Below are 19,063 nucleotides of genomic sequence, written 5' to 3'. Positions count from 1 at the left end.
GTCCCGCCCCGGTGACGGCCGGACGCCGGCTTGCCGCCGGACGCCCACCGCCGATCCGGCGGCGCGGCAGGATGGGCACCATGGTGGAGATCAGCTTCCTGACCGAGTCCGACCGCGCCTGCTGGGAAGTGCTGGCCCGCGGCAAGGACACGTACTTCGACGTCGAACGGCACGACGACAGCTACGAACGGACCTGGCGACGCCTGCTCGGCGACGAGGGGATACGCGGGATCGCCGCCCGGCTGGACGGCAGGATGGTCGGCATCGCGCACTACCTGTTCCACGCCAGCGTCTGGTACGCAGGGAAGTGCTACCTGGCGGACCTGTTCGTGGACGCGGAGGTGCGGCGGCAGGGTGTCGCGACCGCGCTGATCGAATGGGTCGCACGCGACGCGGAGGAACACGGCGCCCCGGGCCTCTACTGGAACACCCTGGAAGACGCCCCGGCTCGCGCGCTGTACGACAAGGTGGGCAGGTTCCACGAGGGCTTCATCCTCTACACCTACCGGCGTGACACGCATTCATAGGAAATCAACCGGTTCTTCCGGGGTTCGGGGAACCGCCGCCGGCGTTCCGCCGCGGTGTGAAGGGCGCTGCCCACCCTCCGTCCCCGCACTTGCTTCACCTATCGAGATTCGATAGGTTTCCATCGTAACTCGATGGAAGGGTGGGTCATGGGAAAGCTGACCGTGCGTGCGCTGCGCGCTGTGCTGGTGGTGGTGTTCGCCGGCACCGTGTTCGTACAGGCAGGGATGGTGTGGGCATTGGTGTCGGGCAACGACCCGGAGGACGGGTCGCTCCCGCTGACCCCGCTGCGCCTGATCACGGTCCTGGGGATGCTGTCGGCCCAGGTCGCCCTGGTCTGCGTATGGCGGCTGGTGGGGATGGTGCAACGCGGAACCGTGTTCTCCCACGCCGCCTTCCGGTACGTGGACGTCATGATCGGCGCGATCGTGGCGGCGGCCCTCGTGTGGTTCGCGGTCACGGCCATCAATGCGCCGGGCCAGCGGGAGGACCCGGGAGTCACCGTCATCATGGGCGGGGTCGGCGTGGCCATCCTGGGGGTCGCGCTGATGGTGCTCGTACTGCGGATGCTGCTCGCCCAGGCCGTCGCGCGCGACGTCGAGGCGACGCAGATGCGGGCCGAGTTGGACGAGGTGATCTGATGCCGATCTCCGTCGACATCGACGTGATGCTGGCCAGGCGGAAGATGTCCGTGGGCGAGCTCGCGGACCGCGTGGGGATCACGCCCGCCAACCTTGCCGTGCTCAAGAACGGCCGCGCCAAGGCGGTGCGCTTCGCGACGCTCGCCGCGCTCTGCGAGGTGCTGGAGTGCCAGCCGGGCGACCTGCTGCGCTGGGAGGCGGAGGACGCCGCGGGCGCATGAAGTGCCCGGGGCCGGGCGTGAGAACGCGTGGCACCGCCGGCCCGTGACGCGGCACGTGGAGCACGCGTGACCCGCGTACGTGACCTCCCGACGACGAACCCCCGTCCTTCCCAGCCGGAAGGGCGGGGGTTCGTCGTCGGGCGGGAACGACGCACCGACGCACCGACGTACCCGTCGGCTCGGACCGGGAGGGCACCCTCCGTCGAGCTCGCGCGGTCGCGCCGCCAGCCGAACAGGGCCCGAACGTGCAGGTCGGCGCGGCCGGTTCATCCCATCCGCCGGATGTCCTGCCTCATGTGCCCATCCATCCGGTATCGCCCCACCATCACCCACCACCCGTAAGGCCCGCAGCTCACCAACGCCGGTGAGCGGGTCTTGACGGAGGTTCGACCCGTGCCTACAGTCGTTCACAATCCCGATGCGAGTTCGAGATAATGAACAGAAACGGTCGTGTGATGGTTCAGACTCAGGCTTTGGCGGGGACGCGGGTGATCGACGCGGCCACGATGGTGGCGGGCCCGCTGGGGGCGTCGATCCTGGCGGACTTCGGCGCCGACGTCGTCAAGGTGGAGCCCATCGCGGGGGACGAGTCCCGGACCTTCGGGCCCGGCCGCGACGGCATGAGCGGGGTGTACTCCGGGGTCAACCGCAACAAGCGGGCGATCGCGCTCGACCTGCGGACCGAGGAGGGCCGGGAGCTCTTCCACGAGCTGTGCGCAGGCGCGGACGTACTGATCGAGAACATGCTGCCCGGCGTGCGCGAGCGGTTCGGCCTGACTCCCGAGGACCTCCGGGAGCGTCACCCCCACCTGATCTGCCTCAGCGTCAGCGGTTACGGCGAGAGCGGGCCGCTGGCCGGGCGGCCGGCGCTGGATCCCGTGGCCCAGGCGCTCACCGGGCTGATGCAGGCCACGGGTGAACCCCAGGGGCCCGCGGTCAAGGCCGGGCCGCCGATCGCCGACAGCGCCTCCGGCTACCTGGTCGCCGTCGCGGCGCTGGTCGCGCTCCTGGCGAAGCAGCGCACCGGAGCCGGCCAGCACGGTTCGGTGTCGCTCGTCGGCTCACTGTTCCACCTGCAGACGCCTTGGCTGGGGCAGTACCTGCTGGCCGGCCACGTGCAGTCGCGCGTCGGCAACGCGAGCAACTTCTACGCGCCGTACAACGCCTACCCGACCCGGGACGGCGGAGCCGTGCACGTGGTGGCCTTCAACGACCGCCACTTCGACAGGCTGGCGCGGGCCGTGGGCGCCGAGCGGTTGCTCGACGACGCGCGGTTCGCCGATGCAGCGAGCCGGCTCGCCCACCGCGAGGAGCTCGACGACGCGCTGGCCCCCTGGTTCGCCGGGCGCGACCGGGACGACGTCGTCGAACTCCTCACCGAGCAGGACGTCATCTGCGCCCCGGTCCTGGCGTACGACGAGGCCGTGGTCCATCCCCAGATCCGTGCGCTGGACCTGGTGGTCGACATCGCGCACGACACGCTCGGCCCGCTCCGGGTGCCGGGCGTCCCCATCAAGCTGTCGGCGACCCCCGGTCGGGTGGAGCGGCCGCCGACATCGCTGGGTGAACACACCGCCGAGCTCCTCAAGGAGCTCGGACACGACGACGAGGACATCGCGCGGCTGCTGGCCGCCCGCGTCGTCCGTTGATCGTCCGCTGATTCAGCCACTTCCGCAAAGGAGCATCACATGAAGGTTGGCATCAGGATCCCCGGCGCCGGTCCCTGGGCCGGACCGGACGCGATCAGCGAGGTCTCGCGGTACGCGGAGAAGATCGGGTTCGACTCGCTGTTCATGACCGATCACGTGGCCCTGCCCACGAAGGTGGACACGCCGTACCCCTACACCGAAGACGGCAAGTTCCTCTGGGAGCCCGAGACGCCCTACTTGGACTGCCTGACGGCACTGACCTGGGCGGCGGCGGCGACGGAGACCGTCGAGCTCGGCACGTCCTGCCTGATCCTCCCCTGGCGGCCGCTGGTGCAGACGTCGAAGACGCTGGTGAGCATCGACGTCCTGTCGAAGGGCCGGCTGTCCATCGCGGTCGGTGTCGGGTGGATGAAGGAGCAGTTCGCGGCCCTGGGCGCGCCCTTCAAGGACCGGGGGCGTCGCGTGACGGAGATGGTCAACGCGATGCGGCAGATGTGGTCCGACGACGAAGTGGACTTCGACGGCGAGTTCTACGACCTGCACGACTTCAAGATGTACCCGAAGCCCGTGCGTGGCACCATCCCGATCTGGTTCGCCGGTTACAGCGAGGCGTCGTTCCGGCGGATCGCCGCCATCGGCGACGGCTGGCACCCGCTGGCGATCGGTCCCGAGGAGTACGCGGGCCACCTCGCCACCCTCCGTACGCACGTCGAGGCGGCCGGCCGCGACATGAGCGAGATCACCCTGACGGCGCGGCCGCTGCGCAAGGCGCCCTACAACGCCGAGACCATCGAGGCCTACGCCGATCTCGGTGTCACCCACTTCGTGTGCGACACCTCGTTCGAGCACGCCACGCTCGAGTCCGCGATGGAGGAGCTCCAGGCCCTCGCCGAGGCGGTCCTGCCGACCGCTCACCGCCTTCCCTGACGCCCGAGCGAAAGCGACATCGATCATGCGTGCCCTGACCTCCAGTGTTCCGCTGGTCATCGGTGACCAGCTCACAGACGCCTCGACCGGGGCGACCTTCGACACCGTCAACCCCGCCGACGGCAGCCGCATCGCGGCCGTCGCCGAGGCCACCGTCGACGACGTCGGCCGTGCCGTCGAGGCCGCGCGGAAAGGCGCCAAGGCGTGGCAGCGCCTCCGGCCGTCCCAGCGCACCCGTCTGATGCTGCGCTTCGCGGCGCTGATCGAGACGAACAAGGACCAGCTCGCCGAACTGCAGACCCGGGACATGGGCAAGCCGATCCGCGAGTCGCGCTCGATCGACCTGCCCGTCATGATCGAGACCCTGGAGTACTTCGCCGGTCTGGTCACGAAGATCGAGGGGAGGACCACCCCGGCGCCCGGCCGCTTCCTCAACTACACCGTGCGGGAGCCGATCGGCGTGGTCGGCGCCGTCACGCCGTGGAACTTCCCGGCCGTGCAGTCCATCTGGAAGATCGCACCGGCACTGGCGACGGGCAACGCCATCGTCCTCAAGCCGGCGCAGCTGGCGCCCCTGGTGTCGGTGGCCCTGGGCGAGCTGGCGCTGGAGGCCGGGATCCCGCCCGGGGTGGTCAACGTCCTGCCCGGCCGGGGCACGGTGGCCGGGAACGCGCTCGTCCAGCACCCGCTCGTCGGCAAGATCACCTTCACCGGATCGACCGAGGTCGGCCTGGAGATCGGCCGCATGGCTGCCGAACGGCTCGTCACCACCTCGCTGGAGCTCGGCGGGAAGTCGGCGATGGTCGCCTTCGCCGACGCCTCCCCGAAGGCGATCGCCGACCTGGTCTTCCAGGCCATGTACGGCAATCAGGGCCAGACGTGCACCGCTCCCAGCCGACTGCTGGTCGAGCGGCCGATCTACGACGAGGTCGTCGAACTGGTCAGAACGCGGGTCGAGTCGGCCAAGGTCGGCGACCCGCTCGACCCGGAGACGGAGATCGGTCCCCTCATCAGCGCCCAGCAGCGCCGCTCGGTCCACTCCTACGTCACGTCCGGCGTCGAGGAGGGCGCGGTCCTGCTGGCGGGGAGCGCGGAACATCCCGAGGACGAGCCCGGCCGCGGCTTCTTCTACCAGCCCGCGCTGTTCACGGACGTGACGCCGGACATGCGGATAGCCCGCGAGGAGATCTTCGGACCCGTGCTGGCGGTGCTGCCCTTCGAGGGCGAGGACCAGGCGCTCGCGATGGCGAACGACACGGTCTACGGCCTCGCCGCCGGGATCTTCACCCGCGACGTCGGACGGGCGCTGCGCTTCGCCGGGTCCCTGGACGCCGGGAACGTCTGGATCAACAGCTGGGGCGTGCTCAACCCCGCCTCCCCGTACCGCGGCTTCCGGGACAGCGGATACGGCAGCGATCTCGGCCAGAGCGCGATCGAGAGCTTCACGAAGGAGAAGAGCGTATGGGCGCGTCTCGACTAGCGCAGGACCGCGCGAGCGTCCCGACCGTCTCACGACTGCGGGAACTGCGAGGCGTGCCCCGGTGGTCGCCGGCGCAGGACTACTCGATCACGCACGACGCGCTCTTCGCACAGGATCCGGACGCCGTGGCCCTCCTCACGGCCGGAGCGGACGCGCCACTGCCGATCACCTTCGGCGAGGTCCAGCGCGCCGCGCTGCGGATCGGCGGTGTCCTGCGTGCACACGGCGTACGGCCGGGCGACCGCGTCGCCCTCTACCTCGATCCCTCGCCCGCCGCCGCGGAGGTGGTCTTCGGGGTGCTGGCCGCAGGGGCCGTACTGCTTACGATCCCCCGGCTCCTGACCGGCACCTCAGTGGCGCATCGCCTCGGCGACTCGGGTGCGAAGGTACTCGTCTCCGACGGGGCGGGGCTCGACCGGCTGAGGGCGACCGGATGCCGGGTCGAGGACCGCGTCGTGCTGACCGTCGACGGCGCCGAGGGCCGGGGAATCGCCGAACAGCCGGTCGACGCGGACTTCGACGCCCCACACCCCGGAGGCCCGTCCCGACCCGCGCTCCTGCTGTACACCTCCGGGACCAGCGGTCCGCCCAAGGGCATCGTCCACGGTCACCAGGTCCTGCTCGGCCACGCCGGAGTGGACTGCGCGTTCGAGTACTTCGAGGCGGGGGATGTCTACTACGGGACGGCCGACTGGGGATGGATCGGCGGCCTCCTGCTCGGGCTCCTGGTCCCCTGGTCCTTCGGGGTCCCGGTGGTCGCGCACCGTCAGGCGCGCTTCGACCCGGATGCCACCCTCGACCTCTTCGCGCGCTGCGGCGTCACCACCGCCTTCCTGCCACCGTCGGTCCTGCGCCTGCTCCAGGCCAACGACCGGGCGCCGGAACACAGGTTGCGTGCCGTCGTCACCGGCGGGGAGCCGGCCGGGCGCTCCGAGATGGACTGGGCCCGGCGGCATCTGGCCCGGGCGGTCAACAAGGCGTACGGGCAGACCGAGGCGAACGCGCTCATCGGTGACTCGGGGGTCCTCGGCTCGGTCGACGACGACACCATGGGAGCCCCCTATCCCGGCCACCGGATCGCGCTCCTCGACGAAAGCGGCGAGGAGGTGGGCCACGGCGAGGCCGGTGAGATCGCCGTGGCACTGCCGGATCCCGTCGCCATGCTGGGGGTGTGGGACGCGGAGTCGGAGCGTGCGCTGCCGCACGCGGGCCCCTGGCACCGTACGGGCGATCTGGCACGGGGTGCGTACGGGCGGCGACTGGAGTACCTCGGCCGCGCCGACGACGTCATCAAGAGCCGCGGCTACCGGATCGGACCCTCGGAGATCGAGGACGCCCTCCTGAAGCACGCGCTCGTCGCCGAAGCCGCCGCGGTCGGAGTGCCGGACGACAAGCTCGGCCAGCACGTGAAGGTGTTCCTTCGCCTTGCCGTCGGCGAGCTCGGCGAGCTCGGCGACTCGCTCCGCGCGGAGCTGTGCGAGCTGGTGGCGGCGTCGGTCGGGCCGCATGCCAGACCCCGAGAGTTCGAGGTGGTGGCGGCCCTGCCGAGGACGGAGACCGGGAAGCTGCTCAGACGCCGCCTCACCTCACCCACCCGCTGACACACGACAACCACCGTCACACACTCATGAGAGGAACCATCATGCGAAGGTTCTGGCACGTCGGCATCAACGTCACCGACATGGACCGAACGATCGACTTCTACCGGCGCATCGGCTTCCAGGTCGTGCAGGACAAGGAGGTCGAGGACGCCAACCTCGCGCGGGCCTTCATGGTCGAGGGCGCCGGCAAGCTGCGTTTCGCGCACCTGCGGCTGAACGACTCTCCGGACGAGGCGCTGCTGGACGTCATCGAATGGCGCGACATCGAGGCGGGCGGTCGCGCGACCAGCGACCTCGTCCACCCCGGCCTGTGCCGCTTCTCGATCCTGACCGACGACATCCAGGCCGAGTACGACCGGCTGAGCGCGGAGGGCGTCGAGTTCCTGCACACGCCGCAGACCGTGATGGGCCCGGACGGTGTCAACGGCTGGAAGCTGCTGTTCGCCCGCGACCCCGACGGCACCCTGTTCCACTTCGTCGAGCTGGTGGGGGATGCCGCTACGGTCAGGTGAAACACCCTGACCGGAAGGTAGGAAGACGTGGCGATCGGCCCTTCCCAGCAGCATGGCGCGCCCCGGGACGACGATGCGGGTGACCAGGGCGGCGGAGTCCTCGTGCCGGCGGTCTCGCGCACCGTTCGTGTGCTGGACACCCTGGTCCAGAGCGCCGGCGGCGCCACGCTCACCGAGCTCGCCAACCGCTGCGGGCTCGCCAAGAGCACGGCGTCGAACCTGATCCGGACGATGGTGACCGAGGGCCTGATCAGCTACGACCCCGAGACCCGGCGCTACAACCTCGGGCCGTTGCTGGTGGAGTACGGGATCGCGGCGGTCACCCGCACCACGCCGGTCACCGAGGCGCGGCCGTACATGGAGCGGCTGGCCGAGCGGACCCGCCTGGCCTGCCTCGCGATCCAGCCGATGCCCGACGGGCACTTCACCGCGATCGCCAAGATGGAGAGCCGCAAGGCCATCAAGACCACCATCGAGATCGGCTCCCGCTTCGGCCGGGACGCGCCGCTGCTCCGCCGGATCACCGCCGCGTGGCGTGACGACATGCACGCTGTCGAGCCGGCCGGTGGCCCGGGGCGCGAGGAGATCCGTGCCCGTGGCTTCGGTGCCGTCTTCGGTGAGTACCGGCCCGAGCTCAACGTCGTGGGATTCCCGGTCTTCGACCGTGACGGATACCCCTGTCTGCTGATCACCCTGCTCGGCATCGGCGCGGATCTCACACCGCACGACGTCGAGGAGCTGGCCCCGGACCTGGTGGCGGCCGCCCGGGCCATCACCGCCCGCAGCGGTGGACAGGTCCCGGCCGACTACCCCGTCGTCGGTCCGGAGGAAGTCGCCGACTGAAGCCCGGCTGAACCCCGTTCGACCTCACTTGCCCGGCGCAGCCGCACCGCCGGGCCGTCCGACCCTGCCCGCATGCCGATCGTTCGGTGCCGGGCTGGGGTGCCTTTTCACCCGAGAGGAGTACAAAACCGTGGGGAACCACACCATCGCCGTCGTGGGAGGGACCGGCCCGCAGGGCAAGGGCCTGGCCCTGCGCTTCGCCCGCGCCGGGCACCGGGTCGTCGTCGGATCCCGTTCGGCGGAGCGTGCGGAGGAGACCGCGTCCCTGATCCGGCACCGTGCCGGGACGACCGTCGACGTGTGCGGTCTCGACAACCGCGCCGCCGTCGTGGCCGCCGACGTCGTCTTGCTCGCCGTGCCGTGGGCCGGCCACGGCGAGCTGGTCACGGACTTGGCGCCGGACCTCGCCGGGAAGCTGCTGATCAGCTGCGTCAACCCGCTGGGCTTCGACAAGCACGGCCCCTACGGGTTGGCCGTCAAGGAGGGCAGCGCCGCCGAACAGGCACAGCAACTGGTCCCCGACGCGGTCGTCGTGGGCGCCTTCCACCACCTGTCCGCGGTGACGCTGTGGGAGGAGGACGGGTTGCTCGACCACGAGGACGTGCTCGTGTGCGGTGACGACCTGGCCGCGAAGGCCGAGGTGGCCGACCTGGCCGCGACGATCACCGGACGACCCGGCATCGAAGCCGGCGCCCTCCGCAACGCACGCCAGCTCGAGCCGCTCACCGCAGTGCTCATCGGCATCAACCGTCGCTACAAGACGCGCTCCGGCCTCGCGATTTCGGGGATCCCGGCATGATCCTCGAACTGCGCGAGTACCTCGCGCTGCCCGGGCGGGAGGAAGAGCTGCACCGCCGTTTCGCCGAGGAGACCCTCGACCTCTTCGAGGAGGTCGGTCTGGATCTCCGGGGCTTCTGGCAGGTCGTCGGCGAGCGGCGGCGGATCGTCTACGCCTGCGCGTTCGACGACGTCGCCGCGGCGGTCGCGCACTGGGAGGCCTTCCGGGCCGATCCGCGGTGGATCGCGCTGAAGGAACGTACCGAAGCGGCAGGGCCGTTGATCGAGGACATCGTGAGCACCTACCTCGTCGAGCCCGATTACGCGGCGTCCCGCCGTGCGCCTTCGGCGGGTCCGGCCCTCTTCTGACCGCGGCCTCAGACGGCCGGCCGGAGGGCACGGGGGCTCTTGACCCGAGCAATTCCCCCGGCGCCATCACCCAGGTGGTCGCCGGCCCGTCGGCCGGTCCAACTCAACGTCGTCGCCCGCTCCCTGGGGCTGCGAGCCGGCCGATGCGCAACGATCTCCGGAGGAAGACGTTCATGCACACGATCGATCTGGCCTACGTGGGGCGCGGCCCGCACGAGGAACTGGTCACCTACATCGCCGACCAGCAGGACCACTACGCCGACGAGGGTGTCCACGTCGCACTGCGGGACGGCTCCGTCTGGGACCCGGAGCGGCTGCGCCGCGGCGCCGTCATCGGGCTCGGCCGGACGCTGCTGTCCCGGCTCGTCGGTGGCATCCCCTGGGTCGCGCTCAACGTCAACACGCAACGCCCGCAGTTCTGGTTCCTCGCCCGCCCCGGCCTGAACTCCCTGGCCGACCTGGCCGGCCGACGACTGGCGGTACATCCGCCGCACACCGGACCCGGCTGCTTCACCCGCATCGTCCTGCGGCGGGCCGGCATCGACCCGGACCGCGACGTCCACACCCTCGTTCGTTCGCCCGGCGACTACAGCATGGACCTGCGCCGGCTGCGCGAGGGCACGATCGACGCCGCCGTGGTCGGCGACACCATGGCACCGGAGGCGGTGGCAGCCGAGAACGGCTGGCAGGTGCTGGCCTTCGTCGGCGACCACTTCCAGATCCCGACCGTGGGCGTGGCCGTCGACCCCACCCACATCCACCCGGACGACCCCGCGGTCCAGGCCGTCGTGCGAGCCCACCGGCGCGCCCTGCAGGTGATCCGGAACGACCCCGACACCACGGTGCGATACCTGCAGACCTTCCTCAACGGACACACCGCGGAGGAAGTCCGGGCGCACTACGGGAAGTTCATCGCGCCGCACTTCACCACCGACGGCCAAGCCGACCCCGCCGCCGGCGCCACCGCCATCACCGCGGTCGCCGCCGAACTCGGCGTCCCCGCGACCTTCACCGCGGCCGACTTCTACCGCACCGCACCCACCACCCCCTAGGGGCGACCCGAAGTCTTGACATCGCGCCGTCCAACAGGGAGCCGCAGCACCGTACTTTCCGAGCATCACAGAGAGGCAGGCCTGTGAAAGAGTTCCTGGTGGAGGTCACCACCAACATTCCTGACGGTACCGATCCGGCCGAGGTCGACCGCCGTCGCGCCGCGGAGGCCGTTCGGGCCGCGGAGCTCATCGCCGCCGGCCACCTGGTCCGGATCTGGCGCCCGGTGGGAGAGATGCGCAGCATCGCACTGTGGCGCGCCGCCGACGAGGCCGAACTGTACGACAAGGTCCTCGACACGCTGCCGTTGTGGCCGTGGATGACCTCCGTCGTCACCGCCCTCCAGTCGCACCCGAACGACCCGGGCAGGGCCGACGCCACCGGCTGAGCCGGGGTCACGTCGTCGCCCGTCGCGGAGCTTCGGGCTGCTCAGGTGTGCTCACGCACGGTCCGGCAGCACGAATCGGGCGGAAATCAGGGTCTTGACCGGAGCAACTCCGATACTTAGCTTGTTCCATATCGTGGACGCAGTTCAGTAAAATGAATCGAGGGTCGATGATCAAGGGCATTCAGCTGCACGCCTGGGCGGCCGGACCAAGCATGGTCGAGGTCGCCGAGGTCGCTGCCCGCGCCTTCGAGACGATCTGGGTCAGCGACCAGATGCAGTCGCGAGGCGTGAGCGCGGTCCTGGGCGCGATCGCGGCCCGGACCGGGGCCGGCGTCGGCACGGCGGTCACCTTCCCTTTCGGGCGCAACCCCCTGGAGCTGGCCTCGACGATGGCCACGCTGGCGGAGTTCATGCCCGCGGGACGCCAGGTCAGCATGGGGATCGGTACCGGTGGCGGCCTGGTCATGGCGCTGATGGACCGGTCGAATCCGGTGGGACGGGTCGCGGAGCTGATCGGGATCTGCCGGGCGCTGTGGCAAGGCGAGACCATCCGGTTGGGCGACTTCCCGCTCACCTGCGAGGACCTCGGTCTGCGCGAGGACGCACGCGCGTCCCTTGACTGGGTGAAGGACCCCGCCGTGCGGGTGGTCGTCGCCGGCGCGGGGCCCCGCATACTCGAGATGGCCGGTGAGCTCGCCGACGGCGTCATCTGCGCGAGCAACTTCCCGGCACACAGCCTGGCCGCCTTCCGCAGCGGCCAGTTCGACTCGGTGAGCAACCTCGACCGGCTCGAACGCGGACGGGAGCGCAGCACCCGCCGCGAGTTCACCCGCATCTACGGCGTGAACATCTCCGTGTCGGCGGACCGTGACCGCGCCAAGGCCGCGGCGCGCAGACAGGCCGCGCTGATCGTCAGCCAGCAGCCGCACGAGAACCTGCAGCGGGTCGGCTTCGAACAGCCGGACTACGCGGCGACCCGGGCGGCCGTGCAGGCGGGCGACGGCGTCCACGCCGCCGCGGAACTGCTGCCCCAGGAGATCGCCGACCAGCTGATCATCTCCGGAACCCCCGGTGACTGCATCGAGGCGCTCACGGAGCTGCTGGAGTACGCCCGCGGCGCCGGCTTCACCGAGGCGTACGTCGGGGCTCCCGTGGGCCCCGACCCGGCGGAGGCGGTCGAGTTGCTGACCTCCCAGGTGCTCCCGGAGGTCCGGTGAACGCCGCAACGGAGCACGCCCCGACGCTGTGCCTGATGGAGCGCGAGGGCGCCGTGGCGACGGTGACCCTGAACCGTCCGGACGCACGCAACGCGCTCAACGTCCCGCTGCTCCTGCAACTGGTCGAGGCGCTCGAAGACGCCCGCGAGCGACACGCGGACGTCCTGGTGCTGAGGGCAGCGGGACCCGCGTTCTGCGCGGGCGCGGACGTACGTGCCGACGACGGCACCGCGATCGGGCAACCGGGCCTGCGTCGGCGACTGATCGAGCAGGCCTGCGCTCTCATCGAGGCCTTCCCGGCATCGGTCGCCGCCGTGCACGGTCCGGCCGTCGGCGGCGGATGGGCCCTGGCCGCGGCGGCGGTGGTCACCCTGGCGGCTCCTGAGGCGGCCTTCCGCTTCCCGGAACTCCGCCTGGGCTTCCTCCCCCCGGAGGCGACCGTCCGGCGGCTCCGCGCGTCCGTCGGCCCTGCCCTCGCGTTCCGGCTGCTGGCCGCCGACGAACGCTTCACCGCGGACGAGTTGGCCCGGCTCGGACTCGTCGAGGTCGTCGCCGCCCCGGACCTCGACCGGCACGCGCGGGACCTCGCCGACCGGTTCGCCGCCGCGCCGGCCGACCTCCTGCACAAGCTCCGGGCAACGCTCACCGGCTGACGGGCCGTGAGGCAGCCGCACCGTTCCCACCACGTGACACCCGACGAAAGACGACGCTCATGCACCCAAGTCCCTTCAGCGACAGCGAAGAACAAGCAGCCCTGCGGGCGACCGCCCGCGCGTTCCTCTCACGGCACGCCCCGGAACGCGACGTCCGCGTCTGGGACGAGGAGGGCTCCTATCCCGAACAGCTCTACCGCGAGATCGCGAAGCTCGGCTGGTACGACATGGCCGCGGACGCGGACGAGCCCGTAGAAGACGTCGCTAGCCTGCTCGTCGCCCTGTGCGAGGAGATGGGCCGTGCCAGTTCCGATCTCGTGGCCCTGCTGAACCTCAACTTCAGCGGGATCCGCGACCTGGTCCGCTGGGGCACCCCGGAGCAGCGGCAGACCTACGTCGCGCCGGTGCTCAGCGGCGACGGCCGGTTCTCGATCGCGGTGAGCGAGCCCGACGTCGGGTCGGACGCCGCGAGCGTCTCCACCAGGGCCGAGCGGGTCGACGGCGGCTGGGTGCTCAACGGCCAGAAGACCTACTGCGAGGGCGCGGGCCTCCCCGGCACCGTCATGGAGGTGCTCGTCAAGGTCGGCGACGGCGGACGCAAGCGCGACGACCTGGCCGTCTTCCTGGTGCCCGCCGACCACCCGTCGGTCGAGCTCCGCCGCATGCCGGCCCTGGGCCGCAACATCAGCGGCATCTACGAGGTGTTCCTGCACGACGTCCACCTGCCCGACTCCGCACTGCTCGGCCGGCCGGGACAGGGCTGGCAGATCCTCAAGGAGCGACTCGTACTGGAACGGATCATGATCAGTTCCGGTTTCCTCGGCAGTGTCGGATCGGTGCTGGACATGACCGTCACCTACGCCAACGAGCGCGCGCAGTTCGGCCGCACCATCTCCTCCTACCAGGGCGTGACGCTCCCGCTGGCGGAGATGTTCGTCCGGCTGGACGCCGCCCGATGCGCCGTGCGGCGCTCGGCCGGCCTCTTCGACGCGGGCCTGGCCTGCGAAGTGGAGAGCACCATGGCCAAGTTCCTGAGCGGGCAGATCTACGCCGAGGCGTCCGCGCTGGCCATGCAGATCCAGGGCGCGTACGGGTACGTCCGCGACCACACCCTGCCGATGCACCACTGCGACGGCATCATCGCCCGGGTGGTCGCCGGCCCGCCCGCCGTTCAGCTCAACGTCATCGCCCGCTCCATGGGTCTGCGAGCCGGCTGATGCGCGACGATCTCCACGTGAGGGGGCCGCGATGACCGCCGCACCCGTACGCCGTGCGCTGGCCCGAGCGCGCGCCGGCAAGAGCATCGACCGCGACGAGGCCACCGCCCTGCTCGGAGCGCGCGGAGACGACCTCACCCGGCTGTGCGAGATCGCTGCCTCCGTCCGCTCGGCGGGCCTGGAGGACGCGGGCCGCCCCGGCGTCGTGACGTACAGCAAGAAGGTCTTCGTCCCGCTCACCCGGCTGTGCCGGGACCGGTGCCACTACTGCACCTTCGCCACCACCCCGGGCCGGCTCGACGAGCCCTACCTCACGCCGGACCAGGTGCTCGACATCGCCCGTGAGGGCGCCCGACTGGGCTGCAAGGAAGCCCTCTTCACCCTCGGCGACCGGCCGGAGGACCGCTGGAAGGCGGCGCGGTCCTGGCTGGAGACCCGCGGCTACGAGGACACCCTGTCCTACGTCCGCGCGATGGCGATCCTCGTGCTCGAGGAGACCGGGCTGATCCCGCACCTCAACCCCGGCGTGATGAGCTGGGCGGAGCTGCAGAGGCTCAAGCCCGTGGCCGGATCCATGGGCCTGATGCTCGAGACCACCGCCCGCTCGCTGTGGGCCGAGCCGGGCGGGTGCCACCACGGCTCGCCCGACAAGGAACCTGCGGTGCGCCTGCGCGTCATCGAGGACGCCTCGCGGACCAGCATCCCCTTCACCACCGGCATCCTGGTCGGCATCGGGGAGGGTCCCGAGGACCGCGTCGACTCCCTCCTGGAGATCCGCCGGATCGCCCGGCAGTACGGCGCCGTCCAGGAGGTGATCGTCCAGAACTTCAGGGCCAAGCCCGGCACGGCGATGCGCGCCGCCCCGGACGCCGGTCTCGAGGAGTACCTCGCCGTGATCGCGGTGGCACGCATCCTGCTCGGCCCACGGATGCGGGTCCAGGCCCCTCCCAACCTCTCCCACCCCGAGGAACTGCGCCTCCTGCTGGCGGCCGGTGTCGACGACTGGGGCGGGGTCTCGCCCCTCACACCGGACCATGTGAACCCGGAGCGGCCCTGGCCGCAGCTGGCGCGGCTGGCGGAACTGACCGCCGAGGCCGGGTTCGACCTCCGCGAGCGGCTGGCGGTACAGCCGGAGTACCTGCGCGCGGGCGGCCCCTGGGCGGACGCCCGAGTACGACCGCACCTGCAGGCACTGGCGGACCCGGCCACCGGCCTCGCGGCCGATGTGACCCCGTCGGGCCTGCCCTGGCAGGAGGCGGCCGAAGCGGTGTCCTCCGGCCGCACCGACCTCCACGTCGCGATCGACCGGGAAGGCCGGCGGACGACCGCGCGCGGCGACTTCGACCAAGCCTTCGGCGACTGGCAGGTGCTGGCGGACGAGCTGAAGGACAGGTCGACGTCGCCCGGTTCCACCGCCCCCGACCGGCTGGACTCGGACGTCGCCGCGGCCCTCCGCGCCGCCGAACGCGACCCGGCGGGTCTCACCCGCGACCAGGCGCTCGCGCTGGCCTACGCCGACGGCCCCGAGCTCGACGTGCTGTGCCTGCTCGCCGACCAGGTCCGACGTACGGCGGTCGGTGACGTCGTCACCTACGTGGTCAACCGGAACGTCAACTTCAGCAACGTCTGCTACGTCGGCTGCCGGTTCTGCGCCTTCGCACAACGGGCCAGCGACGCGGACGCCTACCGCCTTTCGCTCGACGAGGTGGGGGAGCGCGTCGAGCAGGCGTGGACGGTGGGAGCCACGGAGATCTGCATGCAAGGGGGCATCGACCCCGGCCTGCCCAGCACCGTCCACCTCGACCTGGCCCGCGAGGTGAAGCGGCGCTGCCCGGAGATCCACCTTCACGCCTTCTCACCGATGGAGATCATCAGCGGCGCCTCCCGCATGGGGATCCCGGTCTCCGAATGGCTCAGCGAAGCACGGGCCGCGGGCCTCGACTCGGTCCCGGGCACAGCCGCCGAGATCCTCGACGACGAGGTCCGATGGGTGCTCACCAAGGGCAAACTCCCGGCGGGGGAGTGGATCCGGGTCATCCGGACCGCGCACGAACTCGGCATCAGGACCACCGCGACCATGATGTACGGCCATGTCGACGAGCCGCGCCACTGGGTCGACCACATGAGGACCTTGGTCCAGCTGCAGCAGGAGACCGGCGGATTCACCGAGTTCGTACCGCTGCCCTTCGTGCACCAGAACTCGCCCATCTACCTGGCGGGCATCGCCCGTCCGGGCCCGACGCGGCGCGACAACCGTGCCGTCCACGCACTGGCACGGCTCCTCATGCACGGCCACATCGACAACATCGCCTGCTCCTGGGTGAAGCTCGATCCGGAGAGTTGCGTCGACATGCTGCGCGGCGGAGCCAACGACCTCGGCGGCACGCTGATGGAGGAGACCATCAGCCGCATGGCCGGATCGACCAACGGGTCGATGCGGACGATCGCCGGCATCGAGGAACTGGCGGCCGCGGCGGGCCGGACCACACGGCAGCGCACCACCACCTACGACGACGTCACCGCCGAGCGCGCTCAGGCCGCGCTCGGGTTCGACACCGAGGTGCACCGCGCCCTGCCGCTGAGCGTCGGGTTCCTCCGATGAGGCGGTCGAACTGGGTGATCGTCATCCCCCAGAAGGACCTCCGACTGGCCAAGAGCCGCCTCGAACTGGGCCCGCGGGACCGGCGGAGCGTCGCCCGCGCCCTGCTCCGCGACACCGTGACGGCCGCACGGACGGCACCCGGGGTCGGCGAGGTCATCGTCGTACTCGACCGCCTCCAGGACTTCGACACCGTCGACGACCTCGACGTGCGCCCCGTCCTGACCGACGGCCCCGGCCTCAACGAGGCCCTCCGGCAGGGCGAGCGGACGGCCCGGGCGATCCACCCCCGGTGCGCCGTGGCCTCACTCCCGGCGGACCTCCCTTTCCTCGAACCGGCGGTCCTCGGGCGTGCCCTCGCATACGCCCGGACCCGTGACAGGGCGTTCGTCGCCGACGCGGAGTGCCGCGGCACCACCCTGCTGACGGCCGGCCCGGGACAGGCCCTGCAACCGTCGTACGGCGCCGAATCACGGGCGGCCCACCGCGGCTCCGGCGCCCACGAACTGACCGAACCCGACCTGGCGTCATTGCGGTTCGACGTCGACCACCTCGCCCATCTGCTGCTCGTCGCACCACTCGTGAACCACTCCGACTCCCACCTTTCCGACGCGCTCGGCCGGCTCGACCCGGACACGTACGGGCGCACGCCGGCCGCACACACCATTCCTGGAGGACATCGATGGGTCTGCTGAGGGACCGCGCCGCCATCGTCACCGGAGGCGCCCAGGGCATCGGGCTCTCGACGGTCGAGACGTTCCTGCGCGAAGGCGCTCGGGTCGTCATCGCCGACCGCGACGCCGACGCCGCCCACAGTGCCGCAGAGCGCCTCGACGCAGGCGACCGGGTCGTGACGGTGGCGTGCGACGTCACCGCCGCGGCGGACGTCCAGAGCGCCGTGGACCTGTGCGTCTCGACGTTCGGCGGACTCGATGTGATGGTCAACAACGCGGGTATCACCCGTGACGCGACCATGCGGACGATGACCGAGCAGCAGTTCGAGCAGGTCGTCGCCGTACACCTCAAGGGCTGCTGGAACGGCACCCGACTGGCCGCCGCCGTCATGCGCGAACAGCGCTCGGGCGCGATCGTTAACCTCTCCTCCATCTCCGGCAAGGTCGGCTTCGTCGGCCAGACCAACTACTCGGCGGCAAAGGCCGGAATCATCGGGCTCACCAAGGCCGCCGCCAAGGAGATGGCCCACCACGGCGTGCGGGTGAACGCCATCGCCCCGGGTCTGATCCGCTCGCCGATGACCGAGGCGATGCCGGCCCACATCTGGGACGCGAAACTCGCCGAGATCCCGATGCGACGCGCCGGCGAAGCCTCGGAGGTGGCCTCGGTGGCGCTCTTCCTCGCATCGGACCTCGCGTCGTACCTCACGGGGACGGTCATCGAGGTGACCGGCGGCCGTCACATGTGACCAGCCGCTGATCAAGTGATGTCGGGATTCACGGCCGCCCGAGCTTCGCCGGGGAGGGCAGGGACGACGACCGAGGTGCAGCAATTCACCGATGCAGAACGCCCCGCGATGGGGCAAGGTGGAACGGAGGGCCGAATGGCCGGGACGGCCCCTCCGCAGGAAGGGGCCTCGCGGCTCCGGGCCGGAATGTGCTTCGGAAGGACATCCGCTGTACCGATACTTATCACGCCAGTGGTTTGTTGTCGCGTGAGGAGCACCAGGTGGAAATCAGGAATACCGACACGGCGGTCGTGTTCATTGACCCACAGAACGACGTGCTGAGCGAGAACGGAGCGAACTGGGACGCGGTGGGGGCGAGTGTCACGGAGAACAGAACCGTCGAGAATATGGAGAGAATCTTCGAGGCGGCCAAGGCGGGCGGTTATGAGGTCTTCATCTCGCCCCATTACTTCTACCCGACCGACAACGGATGGCGAATGAATGGGCCGCTCGAGACGAGCGAGCTGGAGACCCACACGTTCGCACGGGCGGGACAGCTCGATCTGACCGGGTTCCGAAACTCCGGGGCAGACTGGCTGGACCGCTTCAAGCCCTATATCGAAGACGGCAGAACGGTGGTCGCCAGCCCGCACAAGGTATTCGGTCCGGAATCCAACGACTTGGTGCTGCAACTGCGCAAGCGGGGAATGCAAAGGATCGTTCTCGGCGGGATGCTGGCGAACATGTGCGTCGAATCCCACATGCGCCACCTCATCGAGGAGGGATTTGAGGTGGCCGTGGTCAGGGATGCGACAGCCGGACCCCGGCACCCGGAATGGGGCGACGGCTATCAGGCGGCGATCATCAACTACCGCTTCTTCGCCCATGCGTTGCTGTCGACTGACGAAGTGCTCGATGGAATGCGCTGAGGAACTCGCAGCCGGGAAACAGCGCGCCGTCGACGGTCGCCGGTCCACTGCGCGGGGAGTGCA

19 protein-coding genes and 1 pseudogene are annotated in these 19,063 nt (G+C 70.5%); all 20 read left to right on the top strand.

Features of this window, described 5'->3' with window-relative positions; all coding sequences use genetic code 11:
• Positions 1 to 80 precede the first annotated feature (80 nt).
• The 20 genes and pseudogenes from AC1VWI_RS06195 (at position 81) to AC1VWI_RS06100 (ending at position 19,000) form a co-directional block, all read left to right on the top strand.
• Complete coding sequence (locus tag AC1VWI_RS06195; protein WP_499509916.1) at positions 81 to 527, top strand: GNAT family N-acetyltransferase; 447 nt, start codon at positions 81 to 83, stop codon at positions 525 to 527.
• A gap of 147 nt (positions 528 to 674) precedes the next feature.
• Positions 675 to 1,166 (top strand): DUF2975 domain-containing protein, encoded by a 492-nt coding sequence (locus AC1VWI_RS06190; RefSeq protein ID WP_499509915.1) that lies wholly within the window; start codon positions 675 to 677, stop codon positions 1,164 to 1,166.
• Positions 1,166 to 1,387: a helix-turn-helix domain-containing protein gene (locus tag AC1VWI_RS06185; protein WP_499509914.1), complete on the top strand. Its 222-nt coding sequence runs from the start codon at positions 1,166 to 1,168 to the stop codon at positions 1,385 to 1,387. Before AC1VWI_RS06190 ends, AC1VWI_RS06185 begins: the two co-directional genes overlap by 1 nt.
• Positions 1,388 to 1,842: 455 nt before the next feature.
• Complete coding sequence (locus AC1VWI_RS06180; protein ID WP_499509913.1) at positions 1,843 to 3,036, top strand: CaiB/BaiF CoA transferase family protein; 1,194 nt, start codon at positions 1,843 to 1,845, stop codon at positions 3,034 to 3,036.
• Between the two features lie 39 nt (positions 3,037 to 3,075).
• Positions 3,076 to 3,963 carry a TIGR03619 family F420-dependent LLM class oxidoreductase gene (locus tag AC1VWI_RS06175; protein ID WP_499509912.1) on the top strand — a complete coding sequence of 296 codons (888 nt, stop codon included), beginning with the start codon at positions 3,076 to 3,078 and terminating at the stop codon, positions 3,961 to 3,963.
• 25 nt (positions 3,964 to 3,988) lie between these two features.
• Positions 3,989 to 5,443, top strand: a complete 1,455-nt coding sequence (locus tag AC1VWI_RS06170) for an aldehyde dehydrogenase family protein (protein ID WP_499509911.1) — start codon at positions 3,989 to 3,991, stop codon at positions 5,441 to 5,443.
• Complete coding sequence (locus tag AC1VWI_RS06165; RefSeq protein ID WP_499509910.1) at positions 5,425 to 7,044, top strand: AMP-binding protein; 1,620 nt, start codon at positions 5,425 to 5,427, stop codon at positions 7,042 to 7,044. Before AC1VWI_RS06170 ends, AC1VWI_RS06165 begins: the two co-directional genes overlap by 19 nt.
• 41 nt (positions 7,045 to 7,085) lie before the next feature.
• Positions 7,086 to 7,556, top strand: a complete 471-nt coding sequence (locus AC1VWI_RS06160; protein ID WP_499509909.1) for a VOC family protein — start codon at positions 7,086 to 7,088, stop codon at positions 7,554 to 7,556.
• Positions 7,557 to 7,583: 27 nt separating this feature from the next.
• Complete coding sequence (locus tag AC1VWI_RS06155; protein ID WP_499509908.1) at positions 7,584 to 8,399, top strand: IclR family transcriptional regulator; 816 nt, start codon at positions 7,584 to 7,586, stop codon at positions 8,397 to 8,399.
• A gap of 130 nt (positions 8,400 to 8,529) precedes the next feature.
• Positions 8,530 to 9,198, top strand: coding sequence for an NADPH-dependent F420 reductase (npdG, locus tag AC1VWI_RS06150; RefSeq protein WP_499509907.1), 669 nt, complete (start codon positions 8,530 to 8,532; stop codon positions 9,196 to 9,198).
• Positions 9,195 to 9,545: an NIPSNAP family protein gene (locus tag AC1VWI_RS06145; RefSeq protein ID WP_499509906.1), complete on the top strand. Its 351-nt coding sequence runs from the start codon at positions 9,195 to 9,197 to the stop codon at positions 9,543 to 9,545. The genes npdG and AC1VWI_RS06145 overlap by 4 nt, the downstream gene beginning before the upstream one ends.
• A gap of 173 nt (positions 9,546 to 9,718) precedes the next feature.
• A complete protein-coding gene (locus tag AC1VWI_RS06140; RefSeq protein WP_499509905.1) occupies positions 9,719 to 10,597 on the top strand; it encodes an ABC transporter substrate-binding protein in 879 nt (292 codons plus the stop codon).
• Between the two features lie 83 nt (positions 10,598 to 10,680).
• Positions 10,681 to 10,983, top strand: a complete 303-nt coding sequence (locus AC1VWI_RS06135) for a muconolactone Delta-isomerase family protein (protein WP_499509904.1) — start codon at positions 10,681 to 10,683, stop codon at positions 10,981 to 10,983.
• Between the two features lie 167 nt (positions 10,984 to 11,150).
• Positions 11,151 to 12,200 (top strand): LLM class flavin-dependent oxidoreductase, encoded by a 1,050-nt coding sequence (locus tag AC1VWI_RS06130; RefSeq protein WP_499509903.1) that lies wholly within the window; start codon positions 11,151 to 11,153, stop codon positions 12,198 to 12,200.
• The gene (locus AC1VWI_RS06125) at positions 12,197 to 12,853 is read left to right on the top strand and encodes an enoyl-CoA hydratase/isomerase family protein (protein WP_499509902.1); all 657 of its coding nucleotides are present in this window, start codon (positions 12,197 to 12,199) and stop codon (positions 12,851 to 12,853) included. The genes AC1VWI_RS06130 and AC1VWI_RS06125 overlap by 4 nt, the downstream gene beginning before the upstream one ends.
• A gap of 59 nt (positions 12,854 to 12,912) precedes the next feature.
• Positions 12,913 to 14,070, top strand: a complete 1,158-nt coding sequence (locus AC1VWI_RS06120) for an acyl-CoA dehydrogenase family protein (RefSeq protein WP_499509901.1) — start codon at positions 12,913 to 12,915, stop codon at positions 14,068 to 14,070.
• 4 nt (positions 14,071 to 14,074) lie between these two features.
• Positions 14,075 to 16,672 (top strand): annotated as a pseudogene (locus AC1VWI_RS06115) (bifunctional FO biosynthesis protein CofGH); the annotation flags it as partial.
• On the top strand, positions 16,669 to 17,364 hold the full coding sequence (gene cofC, locus AC1VWI_RS06110; RefSeq protein WP_499509900.1) for a 2-phospho-L-lactate guanylyltransferase: 696 nt from the start codon (positions 16,669 to 16,671) through the stop codon (positions 17,362 to 17,364). The pseudogene AC1VWI_RS06115 and the gene cofC, both read left to right, overlap by 4 nt.
• Entirely contained in the window at positions 17,352 to 18,092 is a 741-nt protein-coding gene (fabG, locus tag AC1VWI_RS06105) for a 3-oxoacyl-ACP reductase FabG (RefSeq protein ID WP_499509899.1), read from the top strand. The genes cofC and fabG overlap by 13 nt, the downstream gene beginning before the upstream one ends.
• Positions 18,093 to 18,352: 260 nt before the next feature.
• Positions 18,353 to 19,000, top strand: a complete 648-nt coding sequence (locus AC1VWI_RS06100) for a cysteine hydrolase family protein (RefSeq protein ID WP_499509898.1) — start codon at positions 18,353 to 18,355, stop codon at positions 18,998 to 19,000.
• Positions 19,001 to 19,063: the final 63 nt, after the last annotated feature.

This window comes from Streptomyces sp. TOM-9 (genome assembly GCF_056858595.1).
The sequence above is the reverse complement of the archived record's forward strand: the minus strand, read 5'-3'. Positions and strand labels throughout refer to the sequence as shown.

Excerpts from the sequence above, each read along its gene's own strand:
- AC1VWI_RS06195 (WP_499509916.1), top strand. The coding sequence starts at position 81 with ATGGTGGAGATCAGCTTCCTGACCGAGTCCGACCGCGCCTGCTGGGAA.
- AC1VWI_RS06160 (WP_499509909.1), top strand. The coding sequence starts at position 7,086 with ATGCGAAGGTTCTGGCACGTCGGCATCAACGTCACCGACATGGACCGA.
- AC1VWI_RS06175 (WP_499509912.1), top strand. The coding sequence starts at position 3,076 with ATGAAGGTTGGCATCAGGATCCCCGGCGCCGGTCCCTGGGCCGGACCG.
- AC1VWI_RS06170 (WP_499509911.1), top strand. The coding sequence starts at position 3,989 with ATGCGTGCCCTGACCTCCAGTGTTCCGCTGGTCATCGGTGACCAGCTC.
- AC1VWI_RS06120 (WP_499509901.1), top strand. The coding sequence starts at position 12,913 with ATGCACCCAAGTCCCTTCAGCGACAGCGAAGAACAAGCAGCCCTGCGG.
- AC1VWI_RS06190 (WP_499509915.1), top strand. The coding sequence starts at position 675 with ATGGGAAAGCTGACCGTGCGTGCGCTGCGCGCTGTGCTGGTGGTGGTG.
- AC1VWI_RS06130 (WP_499509903.1), top strand. The coding sequence starts at position 11,151 with ATGATCAAGGGCATTCAGCTGCACGCCTGGGCGGCCGGACCAAGCATG.
- AC1VWI_RS06180 (WP_499509913.1), top strand. The coding sequence starts at position 1,843 with ATGGTTCAGACTCAGGCTTTGGCGGGGACGCGGGTGATCGACGCGGCC.
- AC1VWI_RS06145 (WP_499509906.1), top strand. The coding sequence starts at position 9,195 with ATGATCCTCGAACTGCGCGAGTACCTCGCGCTGCCCGGGCGGGAGGAA.
- fabG (WP_499509899.1), top strand. The coding sequence starts at position 17,352 with ATGGGTCTGCTGAGGGACCGCGCCGCCATCGTCACCGGAGGCGCCCAG.
- AC1VWI_RS06185 (WP_499509914.1), top strand. The coding sequence starts at position 1,166 with ATGCCGATCTCCGTCGACATCGACGTGATGCTGGCCAGGCGGAAGATG.
- cofC (WP_499509900.1), top strand. The coding sequence starts at position 16,669 with ATGAGGCGGTCGAACTGGGTGATCGTCATCCCCCAGAAGGACCTCCGA.
- AC1VWI_RS06140 (WP_499509905.1), top strand. The coding sequence starts at position 9,719 with ATGCACACGATCGATCTGGCCTACGTGGGGCGCGGCCCGCACGAGGAA.
- AC1VWI_RS06165 (WP_499509910.1), top strand. The coding sequence starts at position 5,425 with ATGGGCGCGTCTCGACTAGCGCAGGACCGCGCGAGCGTCCCGACCGTC.